At 63.0% G+C, this 17644-nt stretch carries 22 protein-coding genes; 14 read left to right on the top strand and 8 right to left on the bottom strand.

Features of this window, described 5'->3' with window-relative positions; all coding sequences use genetic code 11:
- Nucleotides 1-26: 26 nt before the first annotated feature.
- Nucleotides 27-1814: a thiamine pyrophosphate-binding protein gene (locus JE033_RS09600; RefSeq protein ID WP_200331233.1), complete on the bottom strand. Its 1788-nt coding sequence runs from the start codon at nt 1812-1814 to the stop codon at nt 27-29.
- A gap of 199 nt (nt 1815-2013) precedes the next feature.
- Here JE033_RS09600 and JE033_RS09595 point away from each other — a divergent pair, with 199 nt between their 5' ends.
- From JE033_RS09595 to JE033_RS09585, 3 genes are all read left to right on the top strand, one after another.
- Nucleotides 2014-2940 (top strand): LysR family transcriptional regulator, encoded by a 927-nt coding sequence (locus JE033_RS09595; protein WP_200331232.1) that lies wholly within the window; start codon nt 2014-2016, stop codon nt 2938-2940.
- A gap of 252 nt (nt 2941-3192) precedes the next feature.
- Nucleotides 3193-4911, top strand: coding sequence for a DUF2075 domain-containing protein (locus JE033_RS09590; RefSeq protein ID WP_200331231.1), 1719 nt, complete (start codon nt 3193-3195; stop codon nt 4909-4911).
- 134 nt (nt 4912-5045) lie between these two features.
- Nucleotides 5046-6362: a DUF2510 domain-containing protein gene (locus tag JE033_RS09585; RefSeq protein WP_200331230.1), complete on the top strand. Its 1317-nt coding sequence runs from the start codon at nt 5046-5048 to the stop codon at nt 6360-6362.
- 436 nt (nt 6363-6798) lie between these two features.
- Here the strand turns inward: JE033_RS09585 and JE033_RS09580 are convergent, their stop codons facing one another.
- Complete coding sequence (locus JE033_RS09580; RefSeq protein ID WP_200331228.1) at nt 6799-7038, bottom strand: hypothetical protein; 240 nt, start codon at nt 7036-7038, stop codon at nt 6799-6801.
- A 70-nt stretch (nt 7039-7108) separates the two neighbouring features.
- On the opposite strand from JE033_RS09580, the gene JE033_RS09575 reads away from it, so the two are divergent.
- From JE033_RS09575 to JE033_RS09565, 3 genes are all read left to right on the top strand, one after another.
- On the top strand, nt 7109-7546 hold the full coding sequence (locus JE033_RS09575) for a hypothetical protein (protein ID WP_200331226.1): 438 nt from the start codon (nt 7109-7111) through the stop codon (nt 7544-7546).
- Nucleotides 7546-8070 carry a hypothetical protein gene (locus tag JE033_RS09570; protein ID WP_200331224.1) on the top strand — a complete coding sequence of 175 codons (525 nt, stop codon included), beginning with the start codon at nt 7546-7548 and terminating at the stop codon, nt 8068-8070. Before JE033_RS09575 ends, JE033_RS09570 begins: the two co-directional genes overlap by 1 nt.
- Before the next feature lie 350 nt (nt 8071-8420).
- Complete coding sequence (locus JE033_RS09565) at nt 8421-8645, top strand: hypothetical protein (RefSeq protein WP_200331222.1); 225 nt, start codon at nt 8421-8423, stop codon at nt 8643-8645.
- Between the two features lie 262 nt (nt 8646-8907).
- Here the strand turns inward: JE033_RS09565 and JE033_RS09560 are convergent, their stop codons facing one another.
- Complete coding sequence (locus JE033_RS09560; RefSeq protein WP_200331220.1) at nt 8908-9702, bottom strand: ABC transporter ATP-binding protein; 795 nt, start codon at nt 9700-9702, stop codon at nt 8908-8910.
- Nucleotides 9695-10936 carry an MFS transporter gene (locus tag JE033_RS09555; protein WP_200331218.1) on the bottom strand — a complete coding sequence of 414 codons (1242 nt, stop codon included), beginning with the start codon at nt 10934-10936 and terminating at the stop codon, nt 9695-9697. Before JE033_RS09555 ends, JE033_RS09560 begins: the two co-directional genes overlap by 8 nt.
- A gap of 189 nt (nt 10937-11125) precedes the next feature.
- Here JE033_RS09555 and JE033_RS09550 point away from each other — a divergent pair, with 189 nt between their 5' ends.
- The 4 genes from JE033_RS09550 to JE033_RS09535 all read left to right on the top strand — a co-directional run bounded on the left by JE033_RS09550 (nt 11126) and on the right by JE033_RS09535 (nt 13339).
- On the top strand, nt 11126-11788 hold the full coding sequence (locus JE033_RS09550) for a FadR/GntR family transcriptional regulator (protein WP_200331216.1): 663 nt from the start codon (nt 11126-11128) through the stop codon (nt 11786-11788).
- 70 nt (nt 11789-11858) lie between these two features.
- On the top strand, nt 11859-12308 hold the full coding sequence (locus JE033_RS09545) for a hypothetical protein (RefSeq protein ID WP_200331214.1): 450 nt from the start codon (nt 11859-11861) through the stop codon (nt 12306-12308).
- Nucleotides 12309-12310: 2 nt separating this feature from the next.
- A complete protein-coding gene (locus tag JE033_RS09540; protein ID WP_200331212.1) occupies nt 12311-12622 on the top strand; it encodes a transcriptional regulator in 312 nt (103 codons plus the stop codon).
- A 114-nt stretch (nt 12623-12736) separates the two neighbouring features.
- Nucleotides 12737-13339 (top strand): hypothetical protein, encoded by a 603-nt coding sequence (locus JE033_RS09535; protein WP_200331210.1) that lies wholly within the window; start codon nt 12737-12739, stop codon nt 13337-13339.
- Nucleotides 13340-13424: 85 nt separating this feature from the next.
- Here the strand turns inward: JE033_RS09535 and JE033_RS09530 are convergent, their stop codons facing one another.
- The 3 genes from JE033_RS09530 to JE033_RS09520 form a co-directional block, all read right to left on the bottom strand.
- Nucleotides 13425-13772: a hypothetical protein gene (locus JE033_RS09530; protein ID WP_200331208.1), complete on the bottom strand. Its 348-nt coding sequence runs from the start codon at nt 13770-13772 to the stop codon at nt 13425-13427.
- On the bottom strand, nt 13769-13939 hold the full coding sequence (locus tag JE033_RS09525) for a hypothetical protein (protein WP_200331206.1): 171 nt from the start codon (nt 13937-13939) through the stop codon (nt 13769-13771). Before JE033_RS09525 ends, JE033_RS09530 begins: the two co-directional genes overlap by 4 nt.
- A 269-nt stretch (nt 13940-14208) precedes the next feature.
- Nucleotides 14209-14412 (bottom strand): hypothetical protein, encoded by a 204-nt coding sequence (locus JE033_RS09520; RefSeq protein WP_200331205.1) that lies wholly within the window; start codon nt 14410-14412, stop codon nt 14209-14211.
- Between the two features lie 81 nt (nt 14413-14493).
- On the opposite strand from JE033_RS09520, the gene JE033_RS09515 reads away from it, so the two are divergent.
- From JE033_RS09515 to JE033_RS09500, 4 genes are all read left to right on the top strand, one after another.
- Nucleotides 14494-14697 carry a hypothetical protein gene (locus JE033_RS09515; protein ID WP_200331204.1) on the top strand — a complete coding sequence of 68 codons (204 nt, stop codon included), beginning with the start codon at nt 14494-14496 and terminating at the stop codon, nt 14695-14697.
- Nucleotides 14694-15095 carry a hypothetical protein gene (locus JE033_RS09510; RefSeq protein ID WP_200331203.1) on the top strand — a complete coding sequence of 134 codons (402 nt, stop codon included), beginning with the start codon at nt 14694-14696 and terminating at the stop codon, nt 15093-15095. Before JE033_RS09515 ends, JE033_RS09510 begins: the two co-directional genes overlap by 4 nt.
- On the top strand, nt 15083-16156 hold the full coding sequence (locus tag JE033_RS09505; protein WP_200331202.1) for an endonuclease/exonuclease/phosphatase family protein: 1074 nt from the start codon (nt 15083-15085) through the stop codon (nt 16154-16156). The genes JE033_RS09510 and JE033_RS09505 overlap by 13 nt, the downstream gene beginning before the upstream one ends.
- 106 nt (nt 16157-16262) lie before the next feature.
- A complete protein-coding gene (locus JE033_RS09500) occupies nt 16263-16457 on the top strand; it encodes a hypothetical protein (protein ID WP_200331201.1) in 195 nt (64 codons plus the stop codon).
- Between the two features lie 96 nt (nt 16458-16553).
- Here the strand turns inward: JE033_RS09500 and JE033_RS09495 are convergent, their stop codons facing one another.
- Nucleotides 16554-17552: a hypothetical protein gene (locus tag JE033_RS09495; protein ID WP_200331200.1), complete on the bottom strand. Its 999-nt coding sequence runs from the start codon at nt 17550-17552 to the stop codon at nt 16554-16556.
- Nucleotides 17553-17644 lie beyond the last annotated feature (92 nt).

Raw genomic sequence — 17644 nt, 5'->3', positions numbered from 1 at the left:
GATAAACGCCCCGCCGGGTGGGCAGGCTACTGGTGCTGTTCTCGTGCTCGGAACTCCGAGTACTCGGCCTGACGCTCGTCGTCGATGTAGCCGGGAATCGGGAAATCCCACCAGCCCGGAACCCAGGGGCCCGCTGCGTTTCGATCAGTCGGAACCACAATGAGCGTCGGCTCGTCAGACTCGACCGCTTCACGGAGTACGTCTTCAAGTTCACTGTCCGAGTTCACTCGGAAGGATTTGAGCCCGAACGACTCGCCCAGCATCTTGTAATCGGGGCTGTAGGGGGTGCCGTCGGGGCGGTTGAATTCAGTGCCGATGTGGCGGCTCGTCTGCTTCCGCTGCCCTCCGCGAATCGACATGAAGCCCGAGTTGTCTTGAATCAAGAAGACGACCGGGATGTTGTTGGTGACGCAGAGGCCGATCTCCTGGTTCGTCATCAGGAAGTCGCCATCCCCGAGCACGCACACCACCTTGCGGTCGGGTGCGCCGAGCTTGGCGCCGATCGCTGCGGGTACGGCCCAGCCCATGGATGAGAATCCGCCAGAGGTGAGGTGCGTTCGTGGCTCGTAGACCGGGAAGGTCTGCTTGACCGCGCCCTGCGTGTTCCCCGACCCGACCACGACAATGCCGTCGCGGGGCAGAACCTTGCGCAGTGCGCCGAGGGGGCGCTGCGAAGTGAACGGGAATCGATCTGAGTCGCGGCGCGAGGCAAGCTGCTCCTCCCACTCGGCCTTCTTCTCGTCAAGCTCGGCGAGATACGTTTCCCGTGCCGGCACTGCACTGGGCAACGCGCGCTCGATGGCGTCGACGGCGTGCTTGGCATCGGCGACGATGCCGACCTCGGCGGGGTAGTTCTTGCCGATCTCCTGCGGATCGATGTCGATATGGATCAGCTTGCCCGGCGGAAGCGAGAAGGAGATTCCCTGCACAAAGCTCGATGCTGACCAGTCGGTGAATCGGCAGCCGATTGCGATGACGACGTCGGCCGTTGACGACATCGCGTTTCCCGCCGTTGTTCCTGTTTGGCCGACACTCCCCGCGAAGAGTCGGTGATCTTCAGGGAAGGCACTCTTACCGTTCCAGGTGGTCACGACCGGAATGTTCCAGTGCTCGGCGAACCGCAGCACCTCATTCGTGGCGTCGGCAGTGATGGTTCCGCCTCCGACAACGATGACCGGACGCTCTGAAGCGGTGAGCACGTCGACCGCAGCCGAAACGGCTGCCGGATCGGGGAAGACCTTGCCGATGGGGAGCCGCTTCGACAGCTCGTGAATCTCGACATCGGCGCTTTCGGCCTGCACGTCCATGGGAATCTCGAGGTGCACGGGGCCGGGCCGGCCGGTGCACATCGAGCTGAAGAGCCGCTGCATCACGAACGGCAGTTCATCAACTCGACTCACGGTCCAATGTCGCTTCGATACTGCCTCCGCGATCTTTGGGAAGTCGTTCGCCGTGAATCGTTCGAGCTCCTGCAGCAGCCCGTGTCCGCGCATGTGCGTGGGCGGGCCGCCGGTGACCAGCACCACATTCGTGGAGTCCGTGTACGCAGTCGCCATACCGATGACCGTGTTGCTCGCGCCCGCACCGATCGACGTCACCGCGGCCATCGGCTTCCCGGTGACCCGGAAGTACCCGTCGGCCATGTGGACGGCGCTCTGCTCGTGGAACGTCTGAATGAAGGGGATCTCTGACCCCTCTTCGAGAAACGCGTCGGTCAGAGTCCAGATTCCGTGACCGGGGATCCCCGCGACGTACTCCACGCCGTACTCTTTGAGAGCTTGAGCCACAATCTGACCGCCTGTGAGCTTGGTCATCTTCTCTCCTTTTCAGCCCCGCCTAGCGGGGCTGTTCGGTCGGAACGAAACGTGCTTTGGTCGTTTCAATTCCTGTGCTTCGTTGCTCGACCCAGGTTAAGAAAGTTCAGATGCTATAGACAAGACCGTCTTTACTTGCTGTTGCCAAAAGATAAACTTATGGCTCTACTTTCCGCCGACCACGAGGAGTCACTGCGCCATGACGCTCACCCAACTCCACGCCTTCCTCGCTGCCGTGAACGGGGGGTCGTTCACCGCAGCCGCACGCGAACTCAAGTTCTCCCAGCCCGCGATCTCTGACCTGGTGCGGCGGTTAGAGGAAGAGCTCCAGGCCGCGCTCTTTGTTCGAGGACCCCGCAAACTCACGCTTACGGCGGCGGGAGAGGAGCTGCTCCCCCACGCTCGCCAAACGGTCGCGTCCGCGACAGCGGCGTCGGCCTCGGTTCTCGCGCTCAATCGGCTTGAGGGAGGGAACGCGAGCTTCGGCCTCCTCCGGAACGCCGACTACTACCATCTCTCAGACCTCGTCATCGATTTCCATGCCCTGCACCCACTCGTATCCGTCAAGCTCGTCGGCCAGAATTCGGCGGAGACCGTGCGGTCCGTTGTCAACGGCGAGCTCGAATCCGGGCTCGTCGTTTTGAACGGCGAACCCAAGGGCCTGCACGTCGAACGACTTGTTCGTGACGAGGTCGTGCACATCTCACCCGGTTCAGCGGGGATCACGGAGCCGCTGAGCATCGAGGCCACCCTCGAACGCCCTCTGATCCTCTACGACGCATCCCACGGAGCGACGGATCCCACGCGTGGCCAGATCGCGGCACGCGCACGCGCGGTCGGCAAGAATCTCGAGTCAAAGATCGAGGTCGAGCGGGTCGAGACCGCCATTGGTCTTGTCGCAGCGGGGCATGGGGAGACCTTCGCTTGCCGCGCCGTCACACAGGCCCCTCAGTTTCCGCAGAACCTCGTCGTCCACTCGTACGATCCACCCGTCTACGACGTCATTGCTCTCGTGAAGCGAAAGGACCATGCGCTTTCACCGGCGACACGCGACTTCGCCCGACTCGCCATCAAGACGCTGCGTTCGCACATCTCGAATGGCACCGGGAGTTGGGAGATGTACTAACGAACGCTCGCGAGAAGAGGATCGTGCGTTGGTATTGCCTGAGACGCAATTTCGATCTGGCGGGCAATCGCGAACGGGCTTAGCCCCTGTTGCTCGTCGCGGTAGCCGTCGGGGGTTCAGCGGCGCGAACTTCGATGATACGGGCCGGTGCTTCCGAGGCACCTGCCCGCCGTTTGATAGCGTGAGCGCCATGGATGAGGTTCTGCTTCGCGACGTTCTCGGCGCGGTCAATTGCAGGCAGCAGCGAAGCGCATGACCGGCTTCGAGCTGGAGCGACTCCCCTTCGCGGCGGACGCGGTGCAGGCATGGGGCGCGGCTGATCCTCGTCATCGCAACTGGCCGGTCGTATATGTACTGAACAATGACCGCGAAGTGTACGTCGGTGAATCGCTCAACGCCCACGGGCGGATGCGCCAGCACCTCGAATCCGCGGAGAAGAGTCGACTCGACTGGGTGCGCGTGGTGCTCGACGACACGTTCAACAAGTCGACGTGCCTGGACCTCGAGTCGTTCCTGATCCGAATGTTCTCGGGAGATGGACACCTCCAGGTACTCAATCACAACGCGGGCATCACAGATGCCGACTACTACCGGCGGGAGACCTACCAGCCGACGTTCGACGCTGTCTTCGAGCAGCTGCGCACCCAAGAGCACCTCTTTCAGCGCAGCCTGCCCGAGATCATCAACAGCGACCTCTTCAAGCTCTCGCCGTTCAAGGCGCTCAACCACGATCAGGCGATCGCTGTCGAAGACATCCTCGAGGGGCTCTTCGCCGACCTCGAGCAGGGCGCGGAGAGCACGGTGGTGGTGCAGGGCAACCCCGGCACCGGCAAGACCGTCGTCGCGATCTACTTGTTGAAGCTGCTGGAAGACATTCGGCGGTACGACTTCGAAGAACCCGTTGACCACGATTCGATCTTCAGCGACTTCTTCACTCCGGGTCACGCCGAGCTGTTGTCCTCGCTCAAGGTCGGCATCGTGGTACCTCAGCAGTCGCTCCGGCGATCCATCGCCAAGGTCTTTACGCTCACCCCGGGCCTGCACAAGAACCTCGTGCTGACGCCCTTCGCCGTCGGCGAGAGTGACGAGAAGTTCGACCTGCTCATCGTCGACGAGGCGCACCGCCTCAATCAACGCGCGAACCAGGCTTCGGGGCCGCTCAATCAGAAGTTTCAGCGCATCAACGAGAAGCAATTCGGAAACGACGACCCACAGCTCACGCAGCTCGATTGGATCACGAAGCAGAGCACGCACACGATCCTGATGCTCGATACGGGCCAGAGCGTGCGCCCGGCCGACCTCCCCGAACGCACCACCCGGGCGCTGCTCGACGAGGCTTCTGCGCGCGGCCGGGTGTATCCGTTGCGGTCGCAGATGAGGATCGCGGCCGACACGGACTACGTCGGATACGTGCGTGCGGCCCTCAGCGATACTCCCCCGGACGTTCGCAAGGATTTCGGCGAGTACGACCTGCGGTTCTTCGACGATCTCGGCGAGATGCGCCGAGAGATCGTGCGCCGCGACGCTGAGTACGGGCTCGCGCGGTTGGTCGCCGGCTTCGCGTGGCCCTGGCGCAGCAAGAAGGACAAGCAAGCGTTCGACATCGAGCTCGACGGCGAGCGTCTGCGCTGGAACTCGACCGATCGCGACTGGATCAACTCCCCTGGCGCCGTGAACGAGGTGGGGTCCATCCACACGGTTCAGGGCTACGACCTGAACTTTGCGGGCGTCATTATCGGCAAGGAGCTTCGCTTCGACCCTCCGACCGGCCGAGTCGTCTTCGAACGCGCCGAGTACCACGACAAGAAGGGCCAGGAGAACAACCCGAAGCTCGGAATTACTTACAGCGACGACGACCTGCTGCAGTACGTGCGGAACATCTACACGGTGCTGCTCACTCGCGGGATCCGCGGGACGTATGTGTACGTGTGTGACGCGGCTTTGCGAGAGCGATTACGAAAGTTGTTCTGATTTCGGCCGCTCGTCATCGCAGCCGTTGTGCCGATATTGCCTGCTGATGCGAGCAGCAATCGAAACGCCGCGCGTCTGTCCGGCGCTGGCATACTCGTAAAGTACTGCCACGCCCCTCCGCTGAAAGAGTTCGCATGCACAGCACCCCTCCGGCAAACTGGTACCCGGATCCGACTGGCCGTCATCAATTTCGCTACTGGGATGGCGATATTTGGACTGAGCACGCTGCTGACAATGGTGCGCAAACGCTCGATCCGCTTGAGTCGGGGCCGAAACCAGCAGTACGGCTCACTCCGCGCGAGGCCCGAAAGCAGGAGAAGGTTGCGCGCACAGAGCAGATTCGCGCCGAGAAGACAGCTCAGAAGGAGCTTGCGCGCATCGAACGAGAGCGAGCCGCTGCTGAACGAGCTGCCCGAGAGCAGGCGGCACGCGAGCAGGCTCGAGCAGAACAGGATGCCCGTGAACAAGAACGTCTCCTCGATGAAGCTCGCAAACGCGCGGCCCAAGAGGCGGCAGAGCGTGAGCTGCGTGAAGCACGAGAGCTCGAAGTGCGGGCATTGACGCTGCCGCCATATTTCCTCCCCGGCTACAACAGCTATGCCAACACGGAGGTCGCTGGCGAGTTCGCACACATGGATGCTATCCATCGCGCACTGGGACGCGTTCCAAGAAGAGATGAGGAGATCGTAGAGGAAGCGCTTCTTGCTCAGCTGATCCCGGAGCCAACGAACCAGTTTGATCGAAACGCGGTCAAGGTCGTCATCACAGGCCAGCACGTGGGGTACCTCGAGAAGCAAGTCGCCGCGATCGTCCAGCCGATGATTCGGCGAATTGTCGAAGCAGGATACGTTCCGGTGGTCGGTGCTCGCATCTGGGCAGTCGCGCGTTCTGACTTCAATAGTCGAGCGCTCAAGCATCATGCGAACGTGCGCCTCGCGCTCACAGACGCGCAGCGCATGGTTCCTTTGAACGACCCCGTTTTCGAGGAGTACAGCGTGCTTCCATGGGGCTCGTCGCTACAAGTGACCGGCGAGGAGCATCATCATGATGTGCTCTCGAATTACGCCACGCCTGATGGCGAAGCGCTCGTCCTTGGCACGCTTATACCCCTCCAAGCCGCTCGTAAGAGCAGCAAGGAGGTTGTCGAGGTTCGAATCGATGGCGAGCGCATCGGTCAGTTAACGCCATCATCGAGCCAGCATTTTCTTCCGACGATCTGGCATTTGGATTCGCTTGGGATGACGACTGCGGCATGGCTAATCGTTAAGGGAAACCTACTCGCATCTCAGGTAACGATTCATGCAACGCGTGCGCATGAGCTTCAGGCGGACTGGTTCGAGACGCCTCATACGGTGCCTCGCCTTCCAGGCTCGCGTAAGCGAAGCGCTGACGGGGCACGCAATGATGCCAAGCATCGAGATCAACTCCATGAGCCCATGTGGGATGACTGAGCCTGCGTCGCGAAGGCTGCGACGATCGCCACTCTTGGGTGCCTCCGATCCGTTGACGAGTCGTGTGTGAAATCCTCGGCCACCGCCGGTCGAGTCGACGGATTTGAACCTGCGACCCCTTGAGTCGAAGATAGGTTCGCTCTCTATCACGCTCGATAGCCGTAGATCCCTTGCGGGAGTAAGCAAGTCGGGAGAGTGCACGATCCCGTCGCATCCCGCCCAAACCGGCAAAAACCCGGAGCTTGCGGGTACATTTGCGGGTACATGAATATTGGGCTTGAGCGCTCCACAAGTAGCTGGCGCGCTATTACCTAGTCGATAGCGATACGTACCACTCGTTGCTTGTCATCTCGTCCACTAAACCCGCATTTAGGGCTCTTGGCCATCGGAGCGACTGGCAAATCGTCGTTGCAGACGAGAGCCTGGTACTTCACAGTTAGAGGCTCCACCCAGAAGGCGACGACTTCGCATAGTCGATACCCGACACGCTGAAGTGAGCGGTCGCGGTCGTGGTCTTCTGGCGCTCGAACAGACCTAGGAGTTCGGCGTTCGCGGTGCTCTTCGTTTCCCGAACCATGTAGATCCTGTCTTCTATCGGCGAGGCCGACTGCACCTGGCCGCCCTTGATCAGCGTTCCGTGGTTCGTCGCAGGCAGCTCTTCCAGATGATGCGTCATCAGGGCCGTCGCGAGGTCCGTCCCCGACCGTGTGCTCAGCGATGTCGGAGCCTGAACCTAGTCTTCGATCATGACCACTTCAGACCTGATCCAGCTTGCCGCCGTTCTGGCAGCCGTAGTCGCCGCGATTATCGCTCTGATCATCTCGTGGCTCGACCGCAGGAACGCGCGCCGGATCGCTGACGCAGACCGGGCAAGCGCACTTCGGCACTCGCACCTGATGTTCGAGCTCGAAGCGCTGACACGGCTGACGCAGAATCTGAATCGCGGCGGGTCAACTGATGATCTCGAGCGAGCGCAGATGGGCGCGGAGGCCCTCACGCTCGTTGGAGTCCTTAGCCCTGATCGGGTCCCTGAGCTGTGGGAGCGGAAGGTGGGCAGCGATGACCGCTTGCGTGCGGCGTTTGCCGACCCGGAGATGCCGGAGTACAAGAAGGAAGCGCTTGAGGCACAACTTGCGATCAGCGCTGTTCTTCGCGAGATCCGCGAAGAGACCGAGGCCGCCTGATGGAGGTCGCCGCTCTTGCGATCGCAATACTGAGCCTTGTCCTGGCAGCGCTCGCTCTGGGCTGGCAGATTGCGGCCTGGGCTCTGGACGGACCACGTCTTCGCGCCACGCTCCAGCACGGAGTCCTGGGCCGCGGCGGGGTTGTTGTCTCGACCGTCGGCCGCAACAGCAAGCTGAGGGACATGTCGTCGATGCGCGAGCAGGGCTGGAATGGGCCGGACGTGGTTGCTGTCCTTGTCACCAACTATGGCAGGTCGCGTGCGAAAATCACTCGCTTCGGCATCCAGCTGCAGCGAGGGGGAATGAGCGCGCAGTACCCGGAGAGCAATGCGTGGTCACCGCAGCTCCCCTACTGGCTCGAACCAGGCGAGTCGGCGACATGGCACGCCGAGCTGCAAGATGCGAAAGCGCTGATCCATGCCACCCGTCAGACGGTTCGGGCCGACGCCGGTGGCGTGTTCTTGACGATCGAGACCGGGACTGGTAAGACCGTCCGCACTCGTCGGCTCTTGGAACTTCCGTAGCGGAAGTCACACGTTGAACCGGAACTCCACCACGTCGCCGCACAAACCAACCTCTGGATCTACAAGATCACCTCGAGCTGATACCAAGGCTGCACGCTCGACGGACAGCAGGAGGCAGACCACTACGTTCTCGAAGTCACCGCTCCGCTCGTGCTCGGCGGATGCGAGGGATGATCTCAGCTGTAATGATCAACGCCGCGCAGGCGACCCCCATGCCGAGCACGGACCAACCTATCCACCATGCATCGGCCTCATCTTCCACGCGCATGCCACCGCCGCCTCTACCCGGAAATCTCCAACCGACGGTGTACGCGGGATACAACAGGGCGACCAGCCCCCATCCGATGAGCATGAACCACACCGCACAAGACGCCACCTGCATGACCAACATTCTCGTCACCGCAGACCGCGGAAGGAGCATCAACGCCGGGGCCGTCGAGCCCACCAACGTCAGAGCACCACAGGCCACGAACACGCCCCACGCACCCCAAGACAGGTACATCGCGCACCCGCCGACCACCAGCATCGCCGTGGCAGCGATGATCGCCCAGTGTTTTCTCGCAAGAGGAAAATGAATAGGCTTCGACCGGCTGGGGCCACTCGTGTACCGCCGTTCAACAAAGAGACCGTCAGACGTTAATCCTAAACTCCACCACCTCACGGCGCGCCAAGCCTCCGCGAGAGCCCCTTTTCTTGAGCGCTCATTGGAGAGAAGGATGCCGCCGATGGAATGCGGCATGCGCCAAAGGTTCAGTTCGAGAATCTAAATTCAACCACGTCGCCGCAGATACCAACCTCTGGATACGCAGAGTCAACGGCCATGCGCATCCTGACCATTCAGGCGCTCACCAGCGCTCGTGCCTGCCAGCGGCCAGCGCGGTGTTCGATCTCGATTGGATGGTCGAAGCACTCGCTCACCAGTTCGGTCGTCAAGACCTCTCGGGCTCGTCCAGCAGCATGCACCTGACCGCCCTTGATCAGCATCGCATGCGTTGTCGTTGTGGGCAGCTCCTCCAAGTGATGCGTCACCAGAATGGTGGAAAGTTGCGGGCGGGACCGGTGCAGCTGGTCCACGGTGCTGAGGAACTGCTCGCGCGCCGCGACGTCCAGTCCCGTGGAGGGCTCGTCCAGTAGCAGAAGCGGAGGGTCCGGCAGCAGGGCGCGCGCGATGAGAGCCCGTCCTCGCTCACCCTGCGACATCGTCGGCCAGGTTGCCGTTTCGAGCCCTGCGAGTCCAAGCGTCTCGACCAGCTCGTCAGCGCGAGCTTGGGTGGCGGTGTCCGGCGTCCATCGCGGCATGAGTTCTGTCGTGCCCGTTGCGCCAGTGAGAATCACCTGCCGGACGGTGAGCGGCGAGCTGAGTGGATGCCGAGGATTGACGTGCCCGATGGACTCGCGCAGTTCGCGGATGTCGACTCGTCCGAGCTTGCGGCCGAGCACGTGGACGCTGCCGCGGGTCGGGTGCTTGACGGCTCCGCACATGCTCAGGATGGTGCTCTTGCCAGCTCCGTTCGGGCCGATCAGCGCCCATCGCTCCCCCGCACGAACCGTCAGGTTGATGCCGGTGAGGATCTGCCGGGACTCGCGCACAAAGTCGACGCCTTCAAGGCGGAGGATTTCCCGGTCAATCATTGGCGCTCTCCAGCTCGGTGCTCTTCTCATGCTGCGCGAGGCTCTCAACTGAGGTATTCCGGCGCTCCTTGAGGACGAACGAAAGCGCGAAACCGGCCACCAGCAGGACAGCGACGATCACGAAGACCGACTGGACGCTCGTCTGATCCGCGATGGATCCCAGCAGCGGGCTGACCAGACCTCCGAGCGAGAGCGTCAGTCCCAGCGTGACTCCGCTGGCCATGCCGATCCTGTTCGGGAGGTATGAGTGCGACAGGGTGATCTGCGCGGCGAACGGCAGGAACAGGCTGGTTCCCAGGACCGCCGTCGCGATGATCACCACCACAGGGGACGGTGCGAGCACGATCGCGATGGTGGAGATAGCCGCCAGCAGATAGCCGGTACGGACGACGCGCAGCCGCCCGAAGCGGTCCGCGAGCCAGCCGCCCGCGAGGGTTCCCACCGCGCCAGCCGCCGGGAACACCGAGAGCGCGATCGCTGCGAACCCCGTGGTCACATCGAACCGCTGGATCGAGTACAGCGAAATGAACGTCGAGGTGCCGACATAGGCGACCGACCAGGTCGCCAGCACCGCGCTGAGCCACAGGAAAGCGCGCCAGTCGTCGGGGATCGAAACCTTTGTAGCGGCAGGTGCCCGCTCGGCAGCCACTGTCCGTGAGAACAGGTGCCTCCACGAGACGAGCACGTAAACCAGCCCCAGAAACACCGCCGGGATGACGAGGAAGCCCGAGCCCGACAGCCCGAAGGTGCCCACGACGAGAATCACGGCCGACGGTGCCAGGGCCACGCCGACGTTCCCTCCCACGGAGAACAGGCTCATCGATCCGCTGGTACCGCCGCCGAGCTCGCGGGCTTCCATCGTCGCTGCCGGGTGGTACGCGGCGACGCCGATGCCGGAGATCGCCACGACGATCCAGACGGCCGCATACGAGTCGGCGACAATGCCACTCAAGGCGATGCCAGCGCCGGCGGCAAGAAGGCCAGCCAGGCTCATCCAGCGCATCCCGTAGCGGTCGCTGAGGTATCCGAACATCGGCTGGGCAGCGCTCGACAAAGCAGTCGCCGCAAGCGTGATGCCGGCGACTGCGGCATAGGAGTACTCCGCGTGGAGCACGAAGAACGGCAGCAGCGCCGCGACTGCGCCGGTGTAGAAGTCGTTCGCTGCGTGGGTGGCTGTCAGTGCCCACAAGCCCAGCCTGTTGCGGGTTCGAGGAGAGGAAGAGGTCGTGCTCATGTGCTTCTTTCGATCCAGGGCGCGCAGAGACACGGCGCGCAAGAAGTGAGGGAGACCAGCAAGGGTGAGTCACTCCGCGCGCAGGTTGGCTGGTTCAGTCAGTTCCTGGCGCGGCGGCGAAGGAGGAGTCGCTGGGGCATGGGCTAGACTCTACACAACTTCTCAGACAAGTAGCGAAGTGGAGGCTTCATGGCACAGGTGCAACGCACCCCGCTCGCAGAGCAGGCGGCAGATCTGCTCCTCGATCGGATTCGTGCCGGCGAGTGGCCACTGGGATCGAAGCTCCCCGGGGAGAACACTCTCGGTCCCCAGCTCGGGGTCGGCAGGTCGACTGTGCGCGAAGCGATTCGCCGTCTAGCGGGCCAGGGCGTGGTGGCTACGCGACAAGGAGCTGGCGTCTTCGTAGCTGCGCTCGATGTCGTCGAGGACTGGAGCACAGCGCTGCGCAAGGCAGACATCAACTCGGTCATCGAAGCCCGCATCGCCATCGAGGTCGAAGCCGCGGCTCTCGCGGCCGAGCGGCGATCCCCCGCTGAGCTGCGCACGATCCGGCATGCCGCGAGCAAACGTAACGCCCAGCGAACGGACATCGAGGCTCACGTCGACGCTGACATCGCCTTCCACCGGGCCATCGTGGCCGGATCGCACAACCCGATCCTCGTCGACCTGTTCGACAGCTTCACCCCGCGCAGCCGCCAAGCCATGATCGACATGCTGCGACTAAGAGGCGAGTTCGGCAGCGATGCCGACCAGCACGCCCACACCAGCATCCTCGACGCCATCGCCGACCGCGACAGCCAAACAGCATCCGCACTGGCCCGCGGGCACCTGCTGACGCTGAAGATGGCATGAGGCAGCTCGTCCAGCCAGGAAACCAAGAGCTCTTTTCCATCAAGGAAAAAGGGTTGCTAGAGTTGCCCCTATGGAAAACGATGCAGCTGACGCACGGCGGGGCCTGGACGTTGTCGAGGCGACAAAACAGGTCAACGCCGAGCGCCTGAGGCGTCCAAGGCGGTACTGGGTCATGGTCGGGCTGATGCTGTCAGTCTTCGCGCTGCGCCCCTACCTCTCGGCATGGCCGGGACTGCTGCAGTACATCGTTCCGGTTCTCGCCGTCCTGGCCATCGCCGGTGTCGCTGCATGGAAACAACCGACCGCAGTGAGAAAGATCCGGCTATCGGCCCGTATGGCATGGCAGCTGGCCGGTTTCGCTGTTCTCGCCGGCATCCTCGGCGGCGTGAGCCACGCGGTGTATGCCGAGCAGGGCTGGTGGTGGGTGCCAGCAGTCGCAGCGCTGGTGATGTTCCTCATCGTCGTGACGATCGGACCGATGATGGACCGCTCCTGGGCGCGCCACGTCAGCGGCATTTGACGATGGCCGATCCTACGCCGGTGGAGCTCGATGCAGTGATCCATCCACTCCCTCGACTGCGGATCTGCGCCTTGCTCGATCCAGTCACGGAAGAGGAGTTCGCGGCATTGAGGGATCTGCTGCAGACGACAGATTCCGCCCTGAGCAAGCAGCTCTCGGTGCTCGCGCATGCCGGGTACATCTCCCAGCGCCGAGCTGTGCGCGGGGGAAAGAGCCGGGTATGGGTCCAGCTCACCGCGCCAGGGCGACGAGCATTTCGGCAGCACCTCGAAGCGCTTGCAGCGCTTGCCGCACCAACTGATGGCGGAGATTGAGGATCAGGTCTCCGGCAAGTCGAGCAACGGCCTGCGCTGGCTGCGGCCCAAGCCCCTGGACACCATGGTCTACCTCAATCCCTATCTTGCGGCCCGTATGCGATGATCTGTCCCATGGACCTCTTCGCGAAAATGGCCGATCACACGTCGATCGACTCCTGGGCAGTTTGGGAGCTTGACGACTCCGGAGAGCTCACCGGCAAGCAGACCTTCCCCACGGCGAATGCGCTTGAGGATGTTCACGGCCGTGCGATCATCGTGGCCCTCAATCCGGGCGGCACAGAGACTGGTCTCGCGAACAGGCCAAAGTGGTCCAACTTCCACGCTCCAGCGGGACACAACGACATCTTCCTCGCGCACGCGTTCCGCGGCACTCCCTACTGGGGCGCGTACATGACGGACCTGCACCCGAGCATCTGGCAATCGAACTCCGCGCTGGTACGCCCAGAGTCGGAGCTGGTTCAGCTTGCCGTTGAGGATCTCATCGCGAAGGTGAACCAACTTGCAGATGTTGACACGATCGTGTGCATCGGCGGCCATTGCTACCGCGAGGTCAGCAGACGCGCCAAGTTGATTGAGAGCCAGACCGGCATCAGCCCCGAGTCGATCTTGCGGATCACGCATTACTCAGGGTCAGCCAGCGGCAAGCACCGAAACAGCGCCTCGGTGTACCGGGAGCTCGTTCACCAGGAGCTCGGCCTTCGGGCGTCTTCGTGACAGCAAGGTAAGCCCTGATCGCCACAGTGCCGAGCATGCTGACGCCGATCACAGACGCAGCCTGAGTACTGAGACGATCGCGCTCTCACTTCGTCAGCAGAGTGTCCACAGCACTGTTCGTGATGAAGAATCCGACGATGATGATCAGGGTTGCGACACCGGGGATCATCCAGGCCCAGGTTCGCTTATTGAGCAGGAACAGCAGCACGATGCTTGAGAGTGCGACTGCGAAGCCGAAAATGGCGAAGCCATAGAGGGTGTAGCCGAAACCCGCGGCGGCGCACCCCTGTCCGCAGCCAAGCCCTCGAAGCATCAAGTACCCCAGGGCCGGCAGGCCCACGGCCACCTGCAGGAAGCAGAACAGGATGCTCAGCCAGAACTTCCACGCCGGCTGCTGCTGGAGCGATGTGCCTGGCTCGTAGTCACGCTTCATGAGAGCCATGCGATCAACATGCCGACAGCGATGGCACCAACAGCCACGACGAGTAGAGCCTTCCACGTGGTCGGCACCCACGTGTGGCCGTCCGCAGACCAGATCGGCGGGAGCTTCTCTTCGCGGTCATCGTTCCCGTCAGATCCTGGCTTGGTGGGGTCGTTCATATCCTCGAGGTTACTCATCGCCCTCACCCGAGCTCTGTTCAGCGCACCGAGCCCACCAGCTCCACGGCGTTGCCCCAGACCCAGCAGCGGTAGGTCTTCTCGGCGATGGTGAACTCGATGCCGACGGCGGTGTCAGTGCTGCGCAACAGCAGAGCGTTGACGCGCGCCGGCTGCGGCCCGAACCTGACCCATGCCTTGACGCGCCGGGGCTGGGGATACGTCGTGACCGGCTGCTTGTCCAGGGTGAGCTTTGCGGTTGACGCTGGCGCTCAGGTGCGCTTGTACTTGGCGTTGAGCTCCTGCAGGCCCTGCTCCTGCGTGATGGTGCCGTCCAGGAGGCGACGCGCGCGGTCCAGGGCTTCCTCGGAGGGGAAGTGGCCAGCGAGCTGTTGCCCCTTCTCGATCAGGGCCAAGGCATCTTCCCTGCTCTGGACAGGCGCTGGCGTCTCGCTTCCTGCGTCGCCTTCGCTCATCGGGACCTCCTTGCCGGCCAGTGTAGTGAACACGTGCGGGCCCCAGGCCGTCTGAGGGGCGGTTCGCATAGAGTCGGCTCCATGGAGTACGACGAGTTCGACGGCCCGGACGGCGTGCCGGTCCGTATGCCCACCAGCGACGACTATCGGACGTGCGCCGAGTGCGGCGCAGACTGCTACCCCGACCCCAGCATCAGCGTCGACGGCCAAGGGGCGCGCATGGCGTTCGTCTGCCCCGAGCACGGCGTTCAGAGCATCGTCGACCCGTTCGAGGACCAGCGATGAACACAGCGACGCATGTGGGAGCAGCCGTGGCGAATAGCCAAGGCGAAGGCCAGATCGCCCCGATCGTTCTCGGGCTCGGTGCCGTCATTGCGGGCCTGATCGGCTCGTTCTGGATCGGCATGGCAGGCCTCGTGTGGCGGCCGTGGGAGTTCGGCACGACCTACCACTGGGAGGTCTCGGAGAGCCCGCTGGGTGTGACCATCGGGCTGTTCTTCTTCGCCATCGCAGCAGGATTGCTGCTATGGCTGGTAGCGCGGGGCATCTGGACATGGCGCAAGCGAAGCACTGCCTCGCGAGTTCTCGTCGTGGTAGTGCCCATCATTGCGATCGCGCTGATCTTCGCCGGATCAGCAGCGCTGCTGTCGCCGGGAGGCAGCCAGCCGACATGGGGCCTGTAGAGGGCGTCGCCGAAGCTCCGGAACAGGAACGAGCCTCGGCAACAAGCAGCGCCCGTTCGGGGCTTGCCGGCCTGATCATCACGCTGCTGGTCGGCATCCCCGTGGCGGTCCTGCTGGCCTGGCCGCAGGCATTCGGCGCGCAGCGCCTGCCCGGCATCGCGCAGCTCATTGCGTTCCGCGCCCCGCTGGCTCTCGCTCTCCTGTTAGCTGCCATCGTTGCTGCAGTTCTGTTCCTTGTGCTGCGCCGCCGGGCCCGGCTGTGGGCAAGCATTGCCGCAGGGATGGCGATCATGGCTCTTGTCGCAAGCGCCGCCAACGCCGGCGTGCTTCTGGGCCGCGGAAGCCCTGGGACGGACGCTGCAGGACTACCAGACGGCGATCTCACGGTCCTGGTCTGGAATACCCAAGGCGGAGCCACCTCGCCCGCCGACGTCGCCGAGCTCATCCTCGAGGTGCAAGCCGATGTCGTGAGCCTGCCGGAGATGGACGAAGATGCGGCCGCCGAAGTCGCCGGGCTCGTCGCGCTTGACGGCATGCGGATGAACTCGGCGACCACCCGCGCGGTAGAAGGTACAGCCGAAGAGTCGTGGATCCCGACGTCGTTGCTTGTCGCCGACGACCTTGGTTCATACGAGCTCGACGCTTCTGCTGGCTCGACTCCCGGCCTCCCGAGCGGCGTATGGCGTCCGGTCGATGGGGACGGCCCGGCAATTGTTGCCGCTCATCCAGCCCCGCCCCTGCCGGAGAGCATGGACGACTGGAGTGCGGGCCTACGCTGGATCGCCGACCAGTGCGAGGTCCTGGGGCCAGATGTCATCATCGCGGGCGATCTCAACGCCACCACCGACCACCTGGACCTCGGAGCCTGCCAAGATGCGGCCATCGAGGCGAGGACCGCCGCAGTCGGCACCTGGCCGTCCACGATCCCTGCATGGCTGGCTTCGCCGATCGATCATGTGCTGGTCGGCGCTGCATGGTCGGTAGTCGATGCTTGGGTTATTTCCCCCGTCGACAGCGGAGGCACAGACCATCGACCGATCGTTGCTGTGCTTGTGCGCTGAAGCTTGATTCGAGCTTCGGCTCGTTGCCATTCCTTGCGCCGCCGAGCCGGGAACAGTAGAAAGAGACCGGTAGATCTTCCTGCCCGACGACGAGAGGGAGCATGCGATGCGGCACGAGCCAACCAGTGGCATTGAGGACGCGAGCCTGAACTATCGCGTCACCTGGCGTTCCGTCGCTGAGAGCGGTGCGACCCACGAGCGCATCTTCACCGGCCGCGATCAGGGATGGGACTTCTACCAGGACATGCAGAAGAGCGTTGGTGCATACAGCGCCACGTGGGAACACATCGCCGCACAGTAAACCACCGGCGGCGCACGGCACCGCCAACTCGATGGCTATCACGCGCCTTGCGACCACGGACCGTGACCAATCGACCGCCAGAGTCAGCGCTCAGAATCACCAGCCCCTGCCGAACTCCATCGGGAGATAGTCAGTGTGTTCGTCGCCGTTGACGTCGTTGTAGCTGATCGTGAAGGTCACCCCGAGCATTCTGCCTGCTTCAGTCGGTCGTCCTGCGAAACGCAAACCGCCGATTCCAGCTAGGTCACCCAACTCACGCTTGAGGATGAACGTGAAGTAGGAGGGTTCCGCGTCGATGACCACGTTCGTGCATTCGAACCCATCTGCGCCGTTAACCAGCAGAAAAACGTCCTTCGCAGGGTTCTGCTTCGGCCGTCCGATCTGCCATGTTGGTTGCATTAACGGCTTGAGGGGTCGCGCCGGAAGTGTTGCCGAGATGGGAAGATCATCAACCTCCGTCCTCGGCTGTGCGTCCCCCAGCTGGTCTGTCCAGGCGAAGGTAAATGTGATGCCCTCTCGCTGGCCACGTTTGGTCAACCGACCCGCTACCTGCTTGCCACTCGATCCGCCACGACCGTTGTCCCCGAGCCTTCCCTTGATGAAGCCCTGTTCAGCACCGTCAGCGAACTCGAACAGCTCTGGATCCGCGTGGACCACAACGTCATCGACCCCATAACCTGAATTGTGCACGTAGATCCACTCGTCCCCATCGTTATGGGTGACGCGCCAGCGAGGACGTGGTGACAACCTGCGCTCGTTCGTGACCTCTTCGCTTCGCTTGTCGTAGCCGGCCTGCATCAGATTCGTACGTACCTTGCGGGTGGTTACACGCAGACCGCGGATCCACTTCAGAAACTTGCCAATACTCCCCCACGCCAGACGCCGCAGCTTGCGAAGGATCAAGGACAACAGAAGGAAGACGGCGACCGCCACAACAAGCGCGACAAGCGCGACGCGACCCCAGTCGACCTTCTCCGGTTGCGCAAGCGACAACGCCACTAGTGCGCCCACGACGGCTCCAATGATCGGGCCGATCATGCCCTGGATCACGAAGACGCCGACCGTCGATTGCCCCCATGGCGTCTTGTCATTCATCACGCCAGACTACTGAGGCGATCGACGTTGCTCGGAATGGTCTCACAGCCCGTACTTTGGCGTCGGAGGTCGCCTCTTGTCTCACACCGGGC

This window comes from Leucobacter sp. L43, assembly GCF_016597785.1.
GTDB classification, from domain to species: domain Bacteria; phylum Actinomycetota; class Actinomycetes; order Actinomycetales; family Microbacteriaceae; genus Leucobacter; species Leucobacter alluvii.
The sequence above is the reverse complement of the archived record's forward strand: the minus strand, read 5'-3'. Positions and strand labels throughout refer to the sequence as shown.

Coding starts and splice junctions, on each gene's coding strand:
- JE033_RS09600 (WP_200331233.1), bottom strand. CDS start 1,814: ATGACCAAGCTCACAGGCGGTCAGATTGTGGCTCAAGCTCTCAAAGAG.
- JE033_RS09595 (WP_200331232.1), top strand. CDS start 2,014: ATGACGCTCACCCAACTCCACGCCTTCCTCGCTGCCGTGAACGGGGGG.
- JE033_RS09590 (WP_200331231.1), top strand. CDS start 3,193: ATGACCGGCTTCGAGCTGGAGCGACTCCCCTTCGCGGCGGACGCGGTG.
- JE033_RS09585 (WP_200331230.1), top strand. CDS start 5,046: ATGCACAGCACCCCTCCGGCAAACTGGTACCCGGATCCGACTGGCCGT.
- JE033_RS09580 (WP_200331228.1), bottom strand. CDS start 7,038: ATGACGCATCATCTGGAAGAGCTGCCTGCGACGAACCACGGAACGCTG.
- JE033_RS09575 (WP_200331226.1), top strand. CDS start 7,109: ATGACCACTTCAGACCTGATCCAGCTTGCCGCCGTTCTGGCAGCCGTA.
- JE033_RS09570 (WP_200331224.1), top strand. CDS start 7,546: ATGGAGGTCGCCGCTCTTGCGATCGCAATACTGAGCCTTGTCCTGGCA.
- JE033_RS09565 (WP_200331222.1), top strand. CDS start 8,421: ATGAACCACACCGCACAAGACGCCACCTGCATGACCAACATTCTCGTC.
- JE033_RS09560 (WP_200331220.1), bottom strand. CDS start 9,702: ATGATTGACCGGGAAATCCTCCGCCTTGAAGGCGTCGACTTTGTGCGC.
- JE033_RS09555 (WP_200331218.1), bottom strand. CDS start 10,936: ATGAGCACGACCTCTTCCTCTCCTCGAACCCGCAACAGGCTGGGCTTG.
- JE033_RS09550 (WP_200331216.1), top strand. CDS start 11,126: ATGGCACAGGTGCAACGCACCCCGCTCGCAGAGCAGGCGGCAGATCTG.
- JE033_RS09545 (WP_200331214.1), top strand. CDS start 11,859: ATGGAAAACGATGCAGCTGACGCACGGCGGGGCCTGGACGTTGTCGAG.
- JE033_RS09540 (WP_200331212.1), top strand. CDS start 12,311: ATGGCCGATCCTACGCCGGTGGAGCTCGATGCAGTGATCCATCCACTC.
- JE033_RS09535 (WP_200331210.1), top strand. CDS start 12,737: ATGGACCTCTTCGCGAAAATGGCCGATCACACGTCGATCGACTCCTGG.
- JE033_RS09530 (WP_200331208.1), bottom strand. CDS start 13,772: ATGAAGCGTGACTACGAGCCAGGCACATCGCTCCAGCAGCAGCCGGCG.
- JE033_RS09525 (WP_200331206.1), bottom strand. CDS start 13,939: ATGAACGACCCCACCAAGCCAGGATCTGACGGGAACGATGACCGCGAA.
- JE033_RS09520 (WP_200331205.1), bottom strand. CDS start 14,412: ATGAGCGAAGGCGACGCAGGAAGCGAGACGCCAGCGCCTGTCCAGAGC.
- JE033_RS09515 (WP_200331204.1), top strand. CDS start 14,494: ATGGAGTACGACGAGTTCGACGGCCCGGACGGCGTGCCGGTCCGTATG.
- JE033_RS09510 (WP_200331203.1), top strand. CDS start 14,694: ATGAACACAGCGACGCATGTGGGAGCAGCCGTGGCGAATAGCCAAGGC.
- JE033_RS09505 (WP_200331202.1), top strand. CDS start 15,083: ATGGGGCCTGTAGAGGGCGTCGCCGAAGCTCCGGAACAGGAACGAGCC.
- JE033_RS09500 (WP_200331201.1), top strand. CDS start 16,263: ATGCGGCACGAGCCAACCAGTGGCATTGAGGACGCGAGCCTGAACTAT.
- JE033_RS09495 (WP_200331200.1), bottom strand. CDS start 17,552: ATGAATGACAAGACGCCATGGGGGCAATCGACGGTCGGCGTCTTCGTG.